At 61.7% G+C, this 17,277-nt stretch carries 19 protein-coding genes, 2 tRNA genes and 1 pseudogene; 16 read left to right on the top strand and 6 right to left on the bottom strand.

Annotated elements, in window-relative coordinates; translation table 11 throughout:
• Positions 1–86: 86 nt before the first annotated feature.
• The 3 genes from galE (at position 87) to MF410_RS16190 (ending at position 4,370) form a co-directional block, all read left to right on the top strand.
• Positions 87–1,121 carry a UDP-glucose 4-epimerase GalE gene (gene galE / locus MF410_RS16200; RefSeq protein ID WP_097624805.1) on the top strand — a complete coding sequence of 345 codons (1,035 nt, stop codon included), beginning with the start codon at positions 87–89 and terminating at the stop codon, positions 1,119–1,121.
• A gap of 107 nt (positions 1,122–1,228) precedes the next feature.
• Positions 1,229–3,190, top strand: a complete 1,962-nt coding sequence (locus MF410_RS16195) for an EAL domain-containing protein (RefSeq protein WP_097624806.1) — start codon at positions 1,229–1,231, stop codon at positions 3,188–3,190.
• A gap of 127 nt (positions 3,191–3,317) precedes the next feature.
• Entirely contained in the window at positions 3,318–4,370 is a 1,053-nt protein-coding gene (locus MF410_RS16190) for an enoyl-CoA hydratase/isomerase family protein (protein WP_097624807.1), read from the top strand.
• A 13-nt stretch (positions 4,371–4,383) separates the two neighbouring features.
• Here the strand turns inward: MF410_RS16190 and MF410_RS16185 are convergent, their stop codons facing one another.
• Entirely contained in the window at positions 4,384–6,444 is a 2,061-nt protein-coding gene (locus MF410_RS16185) for an ATP-dependent helicase (RefSeq protein WP_097624808.1), read from the bottom strand.
• A 106-nt stretch (positions 6,445–6,550) separates the two neighbouring features.
• Entirely contained in the window at positions 6,551–6,817 is a 267-nt protein-coding gene (locus MF410_RS16180; RefSeq protein WP_097624862.1) for a hypothetical protein, read from the bottom strand.
• Positions 6,818–6,993: 176 nt separating this feature from the next.
• Between MF410_RS16180 and MF410_RS16175 the strand changes: the two genes are divergently transcribed.
• A complete protein-coding gene (locus MF410_RS16175) occupies positions 6,994–7,254 on the top strand; it encodes a BON domain-containing protein (RefSeq protein WP_097624863.1) in 261 nt (86 codons plus the stop codon).
• 58 nt (positions 7,255–7,312) lie between these two features.
• Positions 7,313–7,573: a hypothetical protein gene (locus tag MF410_RS16170; protein WP_097624809.1), complete on the top strand. Its 261-nt coding sequence runs from the start codon at positions 7,313–7,315 to the stop codon at positions 7,571–7,573.
• Between the two features lie 267 nt (positions 7,574–7,840).
• Here MF410_RS16170 and MF410_RS16165 read toward each other — a convergent pair whose 3' ends face one another.
• On the bottom strand, positions 7,841–8,083 hold the full coding sequence (locus MF410_RS16165) for a DUF982 domain-containing protein (RefSeq protein ID WP_003588688.1): 243 nt from the start codon (positions 8,081–8,083) through the stop codon (positions 7,841–7,843).
• A gap of 279 nt (positions 8,084–8,362) precedes the next feature.
• Between MF410_RS16165 and MF410_RS16160 the strand changes: the two genes are divergently transcribed.
• Positions 8,363–8,785 carry a hypothetical protein gene (locus MF410_RS16160; protein ID WP_310804127.1) on the top strand — a complete coding sequence of 141 codons (423 nt, stop codon included), beginning with the start codon at positions 8,363–8,365 and terminating at the stop codon, positions 8,783–8,785.
• A gap of 190 nt (positions 8,786–8,975) precedes the next feature.
• Here MF410_RS16160 and MF410_RS16155 read toward each other — a convergent pair.
• Positions 8,976–9,050: transfer RNA gene (locus MF410_RS16155), tRNA-Thr, on the bottom strand.
• Between the two features lie 156 nt (positions 9,051–9,206).
• Here MF410_RS16155 and MF410_RS16150 point away from each other — a divergent pair.
• From MF410_RS16150 to MF410_RS16105, 10 genes are all read left to right on the top strand, one after another.
• Positions 9,207–9,401 carry a hypothetical protein gene (locus MF410_RS16150; protein ID WP_003588684.1) on the top strand — a complete coding sequence of 65 codons (195 nt, stop codon included), beginning with the start codon at positions 9,207–9,209 and terminating at the stop codon, positions 9,399–9,401.
• A gap of 106 nt (positions 9,402–9,507) precedes the next feature.
• Complete coding sequence (gene murA / locus MF410_RS16145; protein ID WP_088939387.1) at positions 9,508–10,800, top strand: UDP-N-acetylglucosamine 1-carboxyvinyltransferase; 1,293 nt, start codon at positions 9,508–9,510, stop codon at positions 10,798–10,800.
• 93 nt (positions 10,801–10,893) lie between these two features.
• A complete protein-coding gene (locus tag MF410_RS16140) occupies positions 10,894–11,325 on the top strand; it encodes a DUF2948 family protein (protein ID WP_097624811.1) in 432 nt (143 codons plus the stop codon).
• 115 nt (positions 11,326–11,440) lie between these two features.
• The gene (gene hisD / locus MF410_RS16135; protein ID WP_097624812.1) at positions 11,441–12,739 is read left to right on the top strand and encodes a histidinol dehydrogenase; all 1,299 of its coding nucleotides are present in this window, start codon (positions 11,441–11,443) and stop codon (positions 12,737–12,739) included.
• A 4-nt stretch (positions 12,740–12,743) separates the two neighbouring features.
• Positions 12,744–13,217: a UPF0262 family protein gene (locus MF410_RS16130; RefSeq protein ID WP_097624813.1), complete on the top strand. Its 474-nt coding sequence runs from the start codon at positions 12,744–12,746 to the stop codon at positions 13,215–13,217.
• On the top strand, positions 13,214–13,699 hold the full coding sequence (locus tag MF410_RS16125) for a low molecular weight phosphatase family protein (protein WP_179867088.1): 486 nt from the start codon (positions 13,214–13,216) through the stop codon (positions 13,697–13,699). Before MF410_RS16130 ends, MF410_RS16125 begins: the two co-directional genes overlap by 4 nt.
• A gap of 123 nt (positions 13,700–13,822) precedes the next feature.
• Positions 13,823–14,041: a translation initiation factor IF-1 gene (infA, locus tag MF410_RS16120; protein WP_003545338.1), complete on the top strand. Its 219-nt coding sequence runs from the start codon at positions 13,823–13,825 to the stop codon at positions 14,039–14,041.
• Between the two features lie 55 nt (positions 14,042–14,096).
• On the top strand, positions 14,097–14,717 hold the full coding sequence (locus MF410_RS16115; RefSeq protein WP_003570453.1) for a Maf-like protein: 621 nt from the start codon (positions 14,097–14,099) through the stop codon (positions 14,715–14,717).
• Between the two features lie 167 nt (positions 14,718–14,884).
• On the top strand, positions 14,885–15,097 hold the full coding sequence (gene yacG / locus MF410_RS16110; RefSeq protein WP_003588672.1) for a DNA gyrase inhibitor YacG: 213 nt from the start codon (positions 14,885–14,887) through the stop codon (positions 15,095–15,097).
• A gap of 283 nt (positions 15,098–15,380) precedes the next feature.
• Positions 15,381–15,456 (top strand) — tRNA-Phe (locus tag MF410_RS16105).
• Between the two features lie 81 nt (positions 15,457–15,537).
• Here MF410_RS16105 and MF410_RS16100 read toward each other — a convergent pair.
• Positions 15,538–15,816: a transposase gene (locus MF410_RS16100; protein WP_239620437.1), complete on the bottom strand. Its 279-nt coding sequence runs from the start codon at positions 15,814–15,816 to the stop codon at positions 15,538–15,540.
• A 7-nt stretch (positions 15,817–15,823) separates the two neighbouring features.
• A pseudogene (locus MF410_RS16095) lies at positions 15,824–17,267 on the bottom strand (HlyD family type I secretion periplasmic adaptor subunit).
• Positions 17,268–17,277 lie beyond the last annotated feature (10 nt).

Here is a 17,277-nt window from a genome sequence, read left to right as displayed (position 1 = left end):
GGCCTGGAACGGCCGTTCGATAAGAAAATTGGAAAGAAAAACCGGGCCTGATGACCCTGCTATAAAACAAGGCAGGGATGCGGGACATGGCGGTTTTGGTGACGGGCGGCGCCGGATATATCGGCAGTCACATGGTTTGGGCGCTGCTCGATGCGGGGGAGGATGTGGTCGTGCTCGACCGCCTCTCCACGGGCTTTCGCTGGGCCGTGGCGCCGGCGGCGCGTTTCTATCTCGGCGACGTCGCCGATCCCGACATCTTGAAGAAAATCTTCATCGAAAACGACATCGAGGCGATCATTCATTTCGCCGGCTCCGCCGTCGTCCCGGTCTCGGTCGCCGATCCGCTTTCCTATTACGACAACAATTCAGGCAAGACCCGGGCGCTGCTCTCCGCGTCGGTCGAAGCCGGCATCCGCAATTTCGTCTTCTCGTCGACCGCGGCCGTCTACGGTCAGCAAAAGACCGACCTGCCGGTGAAAGAGACTGCCTCCCTCAATCCGGAAAATCCCTACGGCCAGTCGAAGCTGATGACCGAATTCATGCTGCGCGATGCCGCCGCGGCCTATGACTTCAACTATGTCGCGCTTCGCTACTTCAACGTTGCCGGGGCCGATCCCGACCACCGCGCCGGCCAGTCGACGTCAGGCGCCACCCACCTCATCAAGGTTGCCTGCGAGGCAGCGCTCGGCAGGCGCGACAGCGTCAGTGTCTACGGGATCGATTATCCCACCCATGACGGCACCGGCGTGCGCGACTACATCCATGTCACCGATCTTGTCGATGCGCATCTGAAAGCGCTGCAGCACCTGCGCCGCGACAAGGGTTCGCTCGTTGCCAATTGCGGTTATGGCAGCGGCTATTCCGTGCTCGACGTGCTGAACATGGTCACCCGCCTGCACGGACATTCCTTCAAGATCCACATGGCGCCGCGCCGCGCCGGCGATTCAGCCAGCGTCGTCGCCGACGCTTCGCTCGCCCGGCAGGTGCTCGACTGGAAGCCCAGGCACGATTCGCTGGAAACCATCGTCCAGAGCTCTCTCGATTGGGAACTCTTCCTAGCGAACAGAAACGTCGACGACCTGCACAGCATCCACCGGGCACTCGCAGCCGCTTCCTTCTGAGCGGCCTGAGCGCTGACCATCCCGCGCTTACAAGCCTCGCATGCCGTCACGTGAATAAGGAATGATCAAGCTTTCTCTGGCCGGCTGTGGCCGACGGAAAAGGGAAGATGAAGAAGTTTCTGGCCTCATTGCAGCTGCAAAAAGACAATCCGACGCTTCTGACGGCGCAGTTTCGGGCCCTGTCGTCGCAGATCCCCATTCTCTATGTACTCCTGGTCATCAACGCCCTTGCGGTGGCGATCACCCATCTTGAATCCGCGCCGCTCTGGCTTTCGCTCTATATCCCTGTCGCCTTGAGCATCGTCTGTGTCTTCCGTCTCTGCTGGTGGGAAATCAGGGGCAAGGAGAACGTCACAGCCGAGCGCGCCTACCGGCTGATGAAGATCACCATATCGGGCGCCGCCATCCTCACCGTCGCTTTCGGCGGCTGGGCGATTGCGCTTTCCCAGTATGGCGATGCGTCCCAGCAGGGCCAGATCGCCTATTTCCTCGTCGTCACCGGCATCTCCTGCATCTTTTGCCTGATGCATCTGCCGATGGCGGCGGCGCTCACCACGGTCATCACCTTCTCGGCCATGGTCGCGACCTTCATGTTCTCGGGCAATCCTGTTTTCGTCGCGACCGCCGTCAGCGGCCTCTTCCTGATCCTGCCCTTCCTCAGGGTGATCGACAGCTATTTCCAGAATTTCGTCGGTCTAGTGCAATTGACCGAGGAACTGAAGCAGAAGCGGGCGGAAGCCGAGCAGTTGAACCTCGTCAATAGCCGCAACGCGCTGCAGGACCAGCTGACCGGCCTCGCCAACCGCCGCAGCTTCTTTCTCTCGCTGGAAAAACGGTTGCAGAAGGATCCGTCCGCGCCGCCCGTTCTCGGCATTCTCGATCTCGACGGCTTCAAGCCCGTCAACGATGTCTTCGGCCATGCCGCCGGCGATCTGGTGCTCAAGGAGACGGCCCGCCGTTTTGCCGCGCTGGTCGGCGAAGAGGGCATCGTCTCCCGTCTCGGCGGCGACGAGTTCGGTATCATTTTCCCCTGTTCGATGACACGCCAGGCGATCGCCGATCTCGGCCAGGCACTCTGCGCCGCCGTCCGCGATCCCTATGAAATCCCCGACGGCTCGGTCCGCGTTTTCGGCTCCTGCGGCATCGTCTATCCCGAGATCGGCAGATACACCGCAGAGGATCTCTACGAGAAAGCCGATTTCGCCCTCTACCAGGTCAAGAGCAAGCGCAGCAGTGGCGTCGAATTCTTCTCGGCCGAGCACGAGAAGATCCTGACCCAGCGCCACCTGATCGAACTCGAGCTGCAGGCGAATGATTTTGCCAGCGAATTGAAACTCGAATATCAGCCGATCGTCGAGTTGAAGAGCGGCCGCGTCGTCGGTTACGAGGCGCTTGCCCGCTGGGACAGCGCCCGCTTCGGCCGCATCAGCCCCGAAGCTTTCATTCCCGCGGCCGAGCGCACGGCCGTCATCGGCCGGATGACGCGCATCCTTTTTGCCAAGGCGCTCGAAGCGCTGGCAATCATTCCATGCCATCTCAAGCTGTCCTTCAATCTTTCGGCCCGCGATATTTGCGACCATGAAACATCGATGGCGCTGCTTGGCATGATCACCCGCTCCGGCCTCGATCCCCGGCGCATCGAATTTGAAATCACCGAGACGGCGCTGCTCTCCGATTTCGACACCGCCGACCAGGTCATCACCATGCTGCGCGCGGCCGGCATTTCGATCGCGCTCGACGATTTCGGCACTGGCTATTCGAGCCTCAGCCATATCCACCGTCTTGGCTTCGACAAGCTGAAGATCGACAAGGCCTTCGTGATGAATTTCGATCGCGACGCCCGTTGCATGAACATCACCCGCTCGGTCGCCAATCTCTGCCAGAATCTCGGCATTGCCTCCGTTGCCGAAGGCGTCGAAAGCGAAGGGGTCGCCGAGGGATTGAAGGCGATGGGCGTTCGCCTGGCGCAGGGCTATCATTTCTCGCGGCCGCTGCCGCTGGAGCTTGCCATCGACTACGCCACCCGCTGCGAAGCCGAAGCCATCGCCCGCAATTCGCTGTCGGCCTGAACCGATCGATTTCGCCTGTGTTAAATCGACTGGAGCGACGCTGCATCGTCGTCTATTCATGGTCCCGAGCCTTTCCTGGGCAGAATGTCTCAATGGATCAGGAAGGCTCCAGCAGCGGAGGCGAAGCATGCAGGACGGCGAAGTCATCATTGAACAGCAGGGCACTGCCGGCATCATCCGGCTCAACCGACCGCGGGCGCTGAACAGCCTGACGCTGCCGATGATCCGGGCGATCACCGAGGCTCTTGATGGCTTTGCCTCTGATGCCGGGGTGGCGAGTGTCGTGGCGACGGGGGAGGGTGAACGCGCTTTCTGCGCCGGCGGCGACATCCGGGCCCTGCATGAAAGTGCGCGCGCCGGCGATGGGCTCGCAGGCGCCTTCTGGCGCGAGGAATTCAGCCTCAACCATCAGATCGCCGTCTACCCCAAACCCTATGTCGCGCTGATGGACGGCATCACCATGGGCGGCGGCGTCGGTCTATCGTCGCATGGCCGCCACCGCATCGTCACCGAGCGCACCCGGCTTGCCATGCCCGAAACCGGCATCGGCTATGTCCCCGATGTCGGCGCCACCTGGCTGTTGCCGAAGGCGCCCGGCGAAGCCGGAACATGGCTCGGTCTGACCGGGCTCGATATTGGTGCTGCCGACGCGATCCACACCGGGCTGGCCGATCGTCACATCGCCTCGTCGCGGCTTGGCGCCGTGATCGAGGCGCTGTCGGCCCTGCCGCTTGACAGCTCGTCCAGCGAAGTCGATGCCCTCTTGCAGCAGTTTGCCGAGCCTGCCGGAGAAAGCCGGCTCAGGCAGAATGCTGCGATGATCGATCGCGCCTTTCGTTTCGACAGTGTCGAGGAAATCCTGGCAGCGCTTGCCGGGGAGGAGGGCGACTTCGCCGCCGAGACCCGCCGGGTGCTGTCGACCCGTTCGCCGACCAGCCTGAAGCTCGCTTTGGCGCTGCTCAGGGCCGGCCGACGCAGCGCCTCGCTTGCCGAATGCCTTGGCCGCGAACTCGGCGCCTGCCTGCGGATGCTCGATAATCCCGATTTCTTCGAAGGCATCCGCGCCGCCGTCATCGACAAGGACCGCAACCCGAAATGGTCGCCGGCCTCCGTCGAGGCGGTGGGAGCTGCAAGGATCGAGCATTTCCTGAAGCCGGCCGAACCGCCGCTATCTCTCTGAGACGATAGTCGATTTATCGCCACATGCCGCGCATGCGGGCGCCGACATCGATGCGCATCTGCCGCACATGCGCTTGCGCGGCGGTCTCCGATTTCACCTGCGGCCAGCTGCAGGCCTCGAAGAACTGCAGCAATGTTGCCGGAATGAAGCGGCTGCGCGAGGCATAGACGTGCCGGTCGCCCTGCGCATTCTGCCCATAGGTGAAGAAGCGCTGCGGCACGACGAGATCGAGACCGTCCCGAGCACGGGTCATCGCCACATAGAGCAGCCGGCGTTCCTCCTCGATTTCGGCGGTGGCGCCGACGGCGAGATCGCTCGGAATGCAGCCGTCGACGACATTCAGCATGAAGACCCTCGTCCATTCCTGGCCCTTGGCGGAATGGATGGTGGAAAGGATGAGGTAATCCTCGTCGAGCAGCGGCACGCCGGCCTGGTCGCTGGTGGCATCCGGCGGATCGAGGGTGAGCTCGGTGAGGAAACGCTCGCGTGAGGCATAACCGCTAGCGATCTGCTCGAGCTGCAGCAGGTCGGCCTGCCGCGTCGCCGCGTCCTCGTGCAGCCGTTCCAGATGCGGCGCATACCATTGCCGCGCCAGCTCGATTTCCGCCGGCCAGCCGGCCTTGCCGGATTTCATCTCCTGCAGCATCGAAACGAAACCCGTCCAGTCTTCCCCGGAACGCGGCGGCGCCGGCATGGCGGCGAGTGCCGTGATCGGGCTCGCATCCTCGGCCATCAGGTCGAGCGCCTTCTGCGCCGTCGACGGCCCGACGCCCGGCAGGATCTGCATCAGCCGGAAGCCTGCCACCCGGTCGCGCGGGTTCTGCGCGAAGCGAAGGGCGGCCAGCATGTCCTTGACATGGGCGCTGTCGAGAAACTTCAGCCCGCCGAACTTGACGAAGGGAATGTTGCGCCGTGTCAGCTCGACCTCCAGCGGCCCGCTGTGATGCGAGGCGCGGAAGAGTACGGCCTGCTGCTTGAGCGTCAGGCCTTCCTCGCGGTTGTCGAGCACCATGTCGGCGATATAACGCGCCTGGTCAGCCTCGTCGCGCACCGTGACGAGGCGCGGCCGCTCGGCAGATTGCCGCTCGGTCCAGAGGTTCTTGGTGAAGCGCTCCGAGGCGAGATCGATGACGGCGTTGGCCGCCGCAAGGATCGGCTGCGTCGAGCGATAGTTGCGGTCGAGCGTGACGATATTGGCGGCCGGGCTGAAGGCGGCGGGAAAATCGAGGATGTTGCGCACCGTCGCCGCGCGAAAGGAATAGATCGACTGCGCATCGTCACCGACGACCGTCAGCCCCTGGCCTTGGGGTTTCAGCGCGAGCAGGATCGAGGCCTGCAGCCGGTTGGTGTCCTGATATTCGTCGACCAGCACATGGTCGAAGCGGCTGCCGATATCCTCGGCAATCACGCTCTCGCCGACCATCTGCGCCCAGTAGAGCAAGAGGTCGTCGTAATCGAGCACGTTCTGGCTCTGCTTCGCCTCGACATAACAGGCGAAAAGCTCGCGCAGCTGTTTCTCCCAGGCCGCGCACCAGGGAAAAGCGTCGCGCAGCACCTGATCGAGTGCCGTTTCCGAGTTCACTGCCCGGGAATAGATGGCAAGGCAGGTGCCTTTGGCCGGAAACCGGCTTTCCGTTTTGGAGAAGCCGAGATCGTGCCGGATGAGGTTCATCAGGTCGGCGCTGTCTTCGCGGTCGTGGATGGTGAAATCGGCATCGAGGCCGATCTGCTGCGCATAATCGCGCAACAGCCGCGCGCCAATACCGTGGAAAGTGCCGGACCAGTGAAGCGCATCGGCCATGACGCCGGCGTTCGTGCCCAGCACATCCCGGCAGATGCGCTCGACGCGCCGCGCCATCTCGGCGGCGGCCCGCCGCGAGAAGGTCATCAGCAGGATGCGGCGGGGATCGGCGCCCTTGACGATGAGATGGGCGACCCGATGCGCCAGCGTATTGGTCTTGCCCGAGCCGGCGCCGGCAATGACCAGCAGCGGCCCGGCAATATGGCTGCCGTCGGTGAGCGTGCCATGCTCGACGGCCATGCGCTGCTGGGGATTGAGCTTTTCGAGATACATCCAGCCGTCCGGTCGGGCTTCCGCAGAATCACTGCGGAAAGATTAGATGTTCCTTGAATGTTCGCGATTTCAGCCGCTGTCAAGCATTCTGGCGCAGAGGGGTGCCTCAATCGGGGAAATCCGGCCCTACCACGCGCCGCACCAGCTTCAGGCTGCGATCTGGCTGAAGAATGTAGGTTTCCTCGACGCGCTGGCCGGTCCCGTCGTAGAACTGGTGGTGGACGGCGCTGCCGACCGGCGATTTGGTCAGTTTCGTTCGCGGCTGGCCGCCATAGGTGATGCTGCCGGGAATGGGGTCCAACGCCGGACTATCGGCCGACGAGCAGCCGGCCAGCAACACTCCGGCAAACAAAACGGGCAGCAGCACTTTCATCACCGTCATCCTCTTTCGGCTGCAGAGAGATATGGAAGCCGCGGCACCTTTCGCCAAGGGTGGGCCAAGCCTGGCCCGCAGAAATCACGCGCGAATATCCGGTCGAGACCGGCGGGCCGCAACGAAAAGCGTTGTTGCGGCGTTAACCGGATATACCAACCTCAGGAGGCGCTTTGGTGATCGGGTATCCTTTATTCCCCGACCATGACGAACCCGGCCGACAAGGCCATGGCGATGCGGCGACACGTGCTTCGGTGGAGAGCGCTCTTCATGCCGCCGATGATCTCGACGCTGAGGAAATTGCTGTGAGCATGCTGGGCTCCTATGTCATTCTCGACGGTTTCGTGCGACGGCGCGGCGATGTCGAGCGGGCGGTCGCAATCGCCGAAAGCATCGTCGGCCGAGGTTATGTGCACAGTCGTCTGTTGCGGCGCTGAGGGAACCAAGTGCCCTTCCGCGGGTTGAAATGCCGGATCGAAACGCTGGAGACCCCTCATGCAGTCGCTTCCTCGCCTCTCGGCAGTCACCATGATATCGGCCGGCGTTTTTGCCGGTTCCGCTTATGCCTCGCTGGAAACCGGCACAAATTATTCGGCGCTGCCGAAGGACCAGGTCGCCCTCAATGAATATACCGGCGCCATCGCCTGCACGCCGGCAGAACCGCAGTATCTCCCCTCCTTCATCCGCGCCGGCGATGGCACGATCATCGGCGTCGGTTATATCGAGGTGGAAAGTGAGGGTGGCGCGGACTGCTGAAAATAGTCCTGCCCAAACGAGGCTCGCCTGCGTTCCCGCAGAGGTGACGAGCCTCTAACCATCATCATGATGGCTGCGTGTCTTTTATGAATAGACTTATCCCGGGCACAACGCCCGTTGCACCAAAACCCGCCATAGGTTCGATGCAGGGTTAAGTAAATTAAAGCGTCGCACCGTTCCGGCACACTCCGTTTACGGAAATGCCGGCAGAAGAACCCAGTTCATCGTGGCGGAGCGTGCTTCCGCGTCCTGTCGGACGCTTGGGCGCTAATGCAACTTCAGCTTCGCCTCTTCGGCCGCCGCCAGGAATTCGGCTCGTGCTTCCTCCACGCTCTTGCGCCCATCGAGCGCTGCCCGGCAGGTGCTGCGGGCCTTGATATAACGCAGCCCGCGCGAATTCGGCCAGAAATCCGCCAGGCATTTCAGCGCATCGAACGGCCCGCTGACCGTTCGCGCGTCGGCATCTTCGAAACCGACCTTGACCGGGCTGTCCCATTTTTCAGTTGCCATCAATGCTCCTCCACGATTGTCGACAGAAACAAAGCATGCAGCGCCTCCGTATTCCTCCGTGGAGACGTCGCCATAGTGGCATTCTAGCGGGATTTTCACGGCCAACAATGGTGAATCGTTTGTTGCCGATGAGGCCAAATGTCAGCTTGTGGAGGACGGACCGCGAGCGGGCGCCAAACGAAATTTTTCGCAGTCGCAAATAAGTTGTATGGCGTCGGCGCGGTGCCACCGCTACCGTGCCGGGAAATCTGAGGGCTCGAGATGAGTTTAGATCGAAAAATGATCCAGGCTGCTTTTCTCTGCGCGGCGCTGGCAATGCCGGCCTTCGCTCGCGGGGCAGAGGTATCTGCTACTGAAGACGCTTTCCTGACACATATCTCCGTCGAAACCATCCCCGAAATGCAGCGGAAATATTTGCAAGCTACCCTCCCGGTGTACGGCACGGTCATTGATCTTGGCGCCTATCTCTCGGCAGAGAAATTTGATCACTGGTATGTCGAAAGCGTGTTCGATGGAGTTCCTTTGGGGCCTCACGAACCAATTCCAGATGAGGAAGTAGTGCTGACCGGAGAATTGTTCGACCTCTGGCAGTTTTCGCCCTTCATACCTTATTATCTCGAAGTCACCGAAATCCCGGATTGCACTGCCGTGCTGTCCGCTTCGTGCGGATGGCTGCCCCTCACCCTAACCCTCTCCCCGTAAACGGGGCGAGGGGACGTGCCATGCAAGAGGTTAGCGAGGGACGGAGAGTTCGCGACATTCCCCCTTCGCCCCGCAAGCGGGGGTCCGAAGGACGGGTCGCGACGCGTGGCTCGACCCCGGTTGGTGGCGGCAGCTGAATGAGGGCAAGCCGAGCGCGCGGAAAATGATATCGGATACTGAAAGAGAAAACTGGTGCTGCCGAGTGGGATTGAACCACCGACCTCACCCTTACCAAGGGTGTGCTCTACCACTGAGCTACGGCAGCAGGACCAGGACCCGTGCAAGCCGGGTGGCTCAAATCGCGGGAACGGGGCGGCTATTGCCACAGCTTGGCGGCAAGCGCAAGCAGCAAATTCCAACTTCGCGTGGATTGGGGCGCAAGGCCCTTTTGGATCGGCGCGAATTCGGCTAATCCTGTCACATGAACGACAAGACCGAAACCGGCCAGCAGAGCCGCAAACAGGCGATCGAGGCCCAGGCGAAACTGCGCCGCGAACGCGCCGCCGAAAAACTCAGGGAAAATCTTTCGAAACGCAAACAGCAGGTGCGCGCCCGCCGTTCGGGCCAGGCCGACGAAACAAATGGACTGCCTGCCGCAAAAATGGACGAATCGTAATGTTCCGTCCGCGGTCAATTGAAGCGTCGCGAAAAATCCCTTAAACACCCCACTCCCTATTCCAAGGCAGTATTTCAGGAAAGGCGGGCGCGGCCCGTAAGCGCACATGGATCGTATCAGAATCGTCGGCGGTAATGAGCTGAATGGCATCATTCCGATTTCCGGCGCCAAGAATGCCGCATTGCCGCTGATGATTGCCTCGCTTCTGACCAGCGACACGCTGACGCTGGAAAACGTGCCGCATCTGGCCGATGTCGAACTCTTGATGCGCATCCTCGGCAATCATGGCGTCGATGTCGCCGTCAACGGCCGCCGCGAGCGCCAGGAAGATTCCTACGCCCGCACGATCCATTTCACCTGCCGCACGATCGTCGATACCACCGCTTCCTACGAACTGGTCTCGAAGATGCGCGCTTCCTTCTGGGTCATCGGCCCGCTCCTGGCGCGCGAAGGCCATTGCCGGGTGTCGCTGCCGGGCGGCTGTGCCATCGGCACGCGTCCCGTCGATCTCTTCATCGAGGGCCTGACGGCGCTCGGCGCCACTATGGAGATCGACGCGGGTTACATCAACGCCAAGGCGCCGAATGGTGGCCTGATCGGCGCGCGCTACACCTTCCCGAAAGTCTCCGTCGGCGCCACCCATGTGCTGATGATGGCGGCAACGCTCGCCCGCGGCACGACCGTCATCGGCAACGCCGCCCGCGAGCCCGAGGTCGTCGATCTCGCCAACTGCCTGAACGCCATGGGCGCCAAAATCTCGGGCGCCGGCACGGCGACCATCACCATCGAAGGCGTCACCTCGCTCTCCGGCGCGCGCCACCGCGTGCTGCCGGATCGCATCGAGACCGGCACCTATGCCATGGCGGTTGCCATGGCCGGCGGCGACGTCGTGCTCGAAAATACCGATGTAGCGCTGCTCGACACCGCCTTGGAAACGCTGCGCCGCGCCGGCGCCGACATCTCTTCGACCAACAACGGCATGCGCGTCAGGCGCAATGGCGCCGGCATCAAGCCGGTCGATATCGTCACCGATCCCTTCCCGGGCTTCCCCACCGACCTGCAGGCGCAGTTCATGGCGCTGATGACCCGCTCTTCCGGCATCTCGCACGTGACCGAGACCATCTTCGAAAACCGCTTCATGCATGTGCAGGAGCTGGCCCGCCTCGGCGCCCGGATCACGCTCTCCGGCCAGACGGCAAAGATCGAGGGTGTCCAGCGGCTGCGCGGCGCCCCCGTCATGGCGACCGATCTGCGCGCCTCCGTCTCGCTCGTCATCGCCGGCCTTGCCGCCGAGGGCGAAACCACGGTCTCCCGCGTCTATCACCTCGACCGCGGTTTCGAGCGGCTCGAGGAGAAGCTGACCCGCTGTGGCGCCGTCGTCGAGCGCATCAGCGAGTAAGCCGTTCATCCCGGTTGCGTATTTGGCCGCAGCATCTTATTTCCCTTGTCTGACGCATCGCCATTTCGGCGGTGCCTGCTGGGATGAAGCTGAATGACCGAACTGAAGCTTGTGGCGCTCGATGACGAGGATCTTGCGATCATCTCCGCGCATATGCAGGACAGCGTCTTCAAGGTCGGGGATATCGACTGGTCGCCGCGCGACGCGCAGTTCGCCCTTGCCGTCAATCGTTTCGTCTGGGAAGGTGCCGAGCGCAAGCGCAGAGGCTTCGAGCGCCGCCGGGCTGCCCTGGTGTTCAAGCGGGTGCTCGCCGTGCGGTCGCTCGGCATCGACCGCGGCAAACGCGACGAGGTGCTGTCGCTGCTGGCCCTGCGCTTCGAGCAGAAGGGCGAGGGACCGGAGGGTACGATCGAGCTGTCGCTGTCCGGCACCGTCTCGCTTGCGCTCGATGTCGAATGCATCGAGGTGCAAATGGCCGATATCGGCGGTGCCTGGGAGGCTTCGTCCAAGCCTCGTCACCGCTAATGCATGTCGCCCGGAAATGTGCTGCGGTTCCGGGATAACGACATGCATAAAACAATGAGTGTTTGACGCTTGAGGTTTGAACATCGCAGTTTCGAGTTGAGAAGGAATATCGGCCTTGGCAATCTGGCTGGATCAGGCATCGGAAGGTTTCGAGCAGCGTTTTGCCGCCTTTCTGACGACCAAGCGTGAAGTCTCCGAGGATGTGAACACGGTCGTTCGCGCCATCATCGATGATGTCAGGGCCCGCGGCGATGTGGCGCTTGCCGAATATTCGCTGAAGTTCGACGGCATCGATTTCGCCGCCGTGCCGATGCGGGTCACGCCTGAGGAATTCGACGCGGCGATCGAGGCGGTGCCTCCGGAAGTGCTGGGGGCGCTGAAGCTCGCAGCACTGCGCATCGAAAGCCATCATCGCCGGCAGCTGCCGAAGGACGATATCTACGAAGACGACATGGGTGTTGGACTCGGCTCGCGCTGGACGGCGATCGAGGCGGTCGGGCTCTATGTTCCGGGCGGCACGGCGAGTTATCCGAGCTCGGTGCTGATGAATGCCGTGCCGGCCAAGGTTGCCGGCGTCGATCGCATCGTCATCGCCGTTCCCGCCACCGGCGGTGCCGTCAACCCCGCCGTGCTTGCCGCAGCCAAGCTTGCCGGTGTGACCGAGGTTTATCGTGTCGGCGGCGCCCAGGCGATCGCCGCTCTTGCCTATGGCACCGAGACGATCGCCCCGGTTGCCAAGATCACCGGTCCCGGTAATGCCTATGTCGCAGCCGCCAAGCGCCACGTCTTCGGCACTGTCGGCATCGATATGATCGCTGGCCCTTCCGAAGTGCTGGTCATCGCCGACAAGGACAACAATCCCGATTGGATCGCCGCCGATCTGCTGGCGCAGGCCGAGCACGATGCCAGCGCCCAGGCAATCCTGATCACCGATAATGCCGAATTCGGCAAGGCGGTGGAGCAGGCGGTCGAACGCCAGCTGAAGACGCTGAACCGCGCCGAGACCGCCGCGGCAAGCTGGCGCGATTTCGGCGCGGTCATTCTCGTTGCCGATCTGAACCAGGCCATTCCGCTTGCCAACCGCGTCGCCGCCGAGCATCTGGAGCTTGCCGTTGCCGATCCGGACCGGCTGCTCGACGGCATCCGCAATGCCGGCGCGATCTTCATCGGCGCCCATACGCCCGAGGTGATCGGCGATTATGTCGGCGGGTCCAACCACGTGCTGCCGACGGCGCGCTCGGCGCGTTTCTCCTCCGGCCTTTCGGTGCTCGATTTCGTCAAGCGCACCTCGATCCTGCGGCTTGGCCCACAGCAATTGCGCACCCTCGGCCCGGCGGCGATTGCGCTAGCCGTCTCCGAAGGCCTCGATGCCCATGCGCGATCGGTTGCGATCCGCCTCAACCTCGAAAGGTGAGGGGATGGCGGCGGGCGATTTCCGGCTTTGCGATGTCGTCCTCGACGATACGATCGGCCGTTCGACGCCCGATGTCGAGCATGAACGCGCCGTCGCCATCTTCGATCTGATCGAGGAGAACCGTTTTGCGCCGATCGGCCATGCCGGCGGCCCTTACCGGTTGAATATCTCGCTGGTCGATTCCAAGCTGGTCTTTGCCATCAGGACGGAGGAAGGCATCGACGTCGCCACCCATATCCTGTCGCTCACCCCCTTCCGGCGGATCGTCAAGGATTACTTCATGATCTGCGAGAGCTATTATGAAGCGATCCGTTCGTCGACGCCGAGCCGCATCGAGGCGATCGACATGGGCCGGCGCGGCATCCACAATGAAGGTTCGCAGACGCTGAAGGACAGGCTGACCGGCAAGATAGAGGTCGATTTCGACACCGCCCGGCGGCTGTTCACCCTGGTCTGCGTGCTCTACTGGCGCGGATGACGGCAATGGATCGCGCCGCCGACGTCGAGGAAGGAAAAAGGCCGGGCGCCATCCTCTTCATGTGCGGGATGAATGCCATCCGCTCGCCGATGGCCGAAGCGATCGCCCGTAGTATTCTGCCGGCCAATACCTATATCAGGTCGGCCGGCGTGCGCGCCGGCGAGCGCGATCCTTTCGTCGATGTCGTGCTCGACGAGATCGGCCTGTCACTGGGGCGCCGCCTGCCGCAGACGCTTGAAGAACTCGAAGACGATTATTTCGATCTGATCATCACGCTGTCGCCGCCGGCCCATCACGCCGCCCTCGAGCTGACCCGCTCGAATGCGATCGACGTCGTCTACTGGCCGACGATGGATCCGACGGTCGTCAGTGGCACGCGCGAGCAGATTCTGGAGAGCTACCGCGAGGTCCGCGATCACCTGGCCGGCCTCATCGAAAGCCGGCTGCTCAAACGAAATGGCATTGCCGCGCAATCGGCATGAAAACAAATAAAGGAAAGCCTGATCAACAAGGTTCACAAACCTTCGTTGATTGTGTAGTTTCCGCCCAAATTTTAAGGGCGCGCGCTGCGCTGCCTTTTCAACCCACAGGAAGAAAACACTTATATGCCGAAAGAAGAAGTCCTCGAATTCCCGGGTATCGTCACCGAACTTCTGCCGAATGCGACGTTCCGCGTGAAGCTCGAAAACGAACACGAGATCATCGCCCATACCGCCGGCCGCATGCGCAAGAACCGCATCCGCGTTCTCGCCGGCGACAAGGTGCTTGTGGAAATGACGCCCTACGATCTGACCAAGGGCCGCATCACCTACCGTTTCAAGTAAGCTTGCCCAAGATCCTGCAAGGGGTTTTCTCCCGTCTGCCGATGGTCGAGGTTCCATGGCGCTGAAATACAAGCTCATTCTGGCCTCGGGCTCGCCCCGCCGCGTCGACCTGCTCAACCAGGCGGGCATCGAACCGTCGCGGCTGATGCCGATGGATATCGACGAGACGCCGAAGAAGTCGGAGCATCCGCGTTCGCTGGCGCGCCGGCTTTCGGCCGAGAAGGCGGAAGCGGCCCTTGCCGCCATCAAGAGCGATATCACCTGGAAGGGCAGCTATATTCTCTCGGCCGATACGGTGGTCGCCGTCGGCCGCCGCATTCTCGGCAAGGCCGAGTTCGCCGACGAGGCGTTAAGTTCGCTGCATCTGTTGTCGGGACGCAACCATCTCGTCTATACCGGCGTTTGCCTGGTGACGCCGGATCGCAAGATCCGCCAGAAGATCGTCGAGACCAAGGTGCGCTTCAAGCGTCTCTCCGGCTTCGAGATCGAAAACTACCTGGCCTCCGGCCAGTGGCGCGGCAAGGCAGGCGCCTATGGCATTCAGGGACTTGCCGGCACCTTCGTGCAGAAGATGGTCGGCTCCTACACCAATGTCGTCGGCCTGCCGCTTTATGAAACCATCGTGCTTTTGACCGGCGAAGGCTTCGACGTGCATAGCCGGTGGCCCGAGGGCTAAAGCCCGAAGGCCGACTCCTGAACTAAAGCATGTCGCGCAAAAGTGTGCAGCGGTTTTCCCTGGCAAAGCGCGAAGCGCTTTTGCCGTAACGACATGCGTAAAAACAAAGAATTAAAGCGCAAGGAGCGAATCTGAAAGATCGTGACGCGCTTTAGGACGGACCGATCATGCCCGAAGACAACAAAGCCGCCGCCAAGGTCGAACCGCTGCGCAAGGCGCGCCCTTGCCCCGAATGCGGCAAACCCTCTCACCGCGAACATTACCCCTTCTGCTCCAACCGCTGCCGCGAGGTCGATCTCTCTCGCTGGCTGACCGGCGCCTATGCCATTCCGGTTGCCGACGACGAGACCAAGGCCGAATATCCCGATGAGGAAAACTAATGCATGTCGCCCGGAAGTGTGCAGCGGTTCCGGGGTAACGACATGCATCAAAACAAAGAACTAAAGCGCGTCGCATGAATCAAGTTTGATGCGACGCGCTTTAGAGAATTCGGCCAGCGAAGCTCTTATTTTTCCTCACGAATCGGCAAAACGGGCAAGACCGTCAAAAAAAGTCATTTGACGCTTGCCATGGCCGAACAAGATGCTATAACCCCGCTCGCTTCCGGGGCGAACCAAGGCCCCGCGGTTCTTTTTCGAAAAAGGCACCATCGGAAGCAGGTTAGCCCAGGTAGCTCAGTTGGTAGAGCAGCGGATTGAAAATCCGCGTGTCACTGGTTCGATTCCGGTCCTGGGCACCACTCAATCCCCTAGAACTAATCTCCATGCACAGTATTGGATAGCGGGCCAGAAGCTGGCCAACAAACCCCTCTGTCGAGAAGCTAGTGCCGCCCTTTTGTCGTCTTCGCCAGCATCTCGCTCAGAGTTGCCGCCGAAAGCATGGATTCGGCCAGAAGCTTCTTGAGCTTCTGGTTCTCTTCCTCCAGGGCTCTTAGCCGTCTCGCATGGAGACCGGCATTTCCGGACTGCAGGGATTGCCACCGATAGAAGGTCGGCTCGCTGATGCCGTATCGGTGGCAAACATCGGCCACCGTCACGCCGGGCTGGTGCTCCTTGAGAATGCCCGTAATCTGGTCGTCGTCAAATTTTCGCTTGCCCATCACCGCTTCAGTCCTCACGAAATGCTCTGTTGAAACTGTCGAGAAGCGGTCTGACAGCGTAGAGCGCCACGCTGCTTTTGCCGGTTTCGATCAGTGTCTGTGCGGGCATGCCCGCGACCAGTTCGACATCACGCATTTTCGCCAGCCGCTCGTCCGTTACGCGGATTGTCGCGGCATAATAGGGTTGGCCGCTCTGCGTATCGGTGAGGCGGTCGGCTGACACATACTCGACCCGACCTTTCAGCAGTGGAACGCGCCGCTGATTGTATGGAAGAAGGTGCACCTGCGCCTCCAGCCCCGCATGGACAAGATTGATGTCCTCCGGCCTGACATGGGCAGACACGATCAGGCGATCGGAGCGTGGCAGAAGATCGACGAGCGGTTCGCCCGCACCGATCACCCCGCCTGCTGTGTGGATGCGCAGGTTCATGATCGTTCCATCTTCGGGAGCCCGGATATCGGTCCTTGAAAGTTGGTCGTCGATCGCCCGCAAGCGCTCGCGCAATTGCATGATCCGGCTTTCCGTATCGCGCATGCCTTGGGCGACTTCGCTCAAGCGGTCGCTCTCAAGCTTTGCGAGATCGACCTGCGAACTCGCTGATCACCTGGTAGGCGCGAGCGATCTGTGCCTCGACTTGGCCCTGCTGGCCGTCAAGATCTGCTTTTTCGCGCTCGAGGTTGAGAAGCCTGCTCCTTCGTTCCAGTCCCTTGGCAGTGAGGATCGTCACCTGATCCAGTTCTTCCTGCGAGATTGCGGCTCTGTCGGCCAGTGCCCCTTTCTGAGCACCAAGCCCGACGATTTCTTGCCGCACCTGCGCGATTTTTTCATTGCCGATCTGAATTTCCGCCTCCATGACCCGGCGGCGGGCCTCGAAGATTTTCTGTTGCCCGGTCAGAATCGCGCCGACCGAAGGATATTTGTCCATGGCTGCCCTGAGATCGTCGGGATAGGCGACATGGTCGCCGCCCGTCTGCTCCGCAAGCAGCCGGGCGCGGCTTCCTTCGGCGTCCCAAAGCTGCCCTTGGATGCTGTCGCGCTCCGAGCGGGACTTGGTGTCGTCGAGTTCTATGACGATTTGCCCGGCCATCACCGTGTCGCCGTTCCTGACGAGGATCCGCCGCACAATTCCGCCTTCGAGATGTTGGATGGTCTTGCGGCTGGTCTCCGGCTCGATAACGCCGGATGCGACCGCAGCGCTGTGCAGCGGGGCCAGAGCCGACCAAATTCCCAATCCGACGACAAAGACGAGGATCAGCAGGTTCCCCGTCCAGACGACGCCTCTGAGCACCGGCATGGGCGAAGGGGCGGCGGGTCCGCGCTGTTTCTGTTCGATCACCGGCGGATAGGCAGTCTGCCTGGCTGTCGCTGTCCATCCATGAGCGAAGCGCTGGCCCATCCTTGACGAATTCGAAAATTTCGCCGGCGGCGCGTCCAGTGGAACAAGGGTCATGGCAGCATCC

This window comes from Rhizobium sp. C104 (genome assembly GCF_022354505.1).
GTDB lineage: Bacteria > Pseudomonadota > Alphaproteobacteria > Rhizobiales > Rhizobiaceae > Rhizobium > Rhizobium redzepovicii.
The sequence above is the reverse complement of the archived record's forward strand: the minus strand, read 5'-3'. Positions and strand labels throughout refer to the sequence as shown.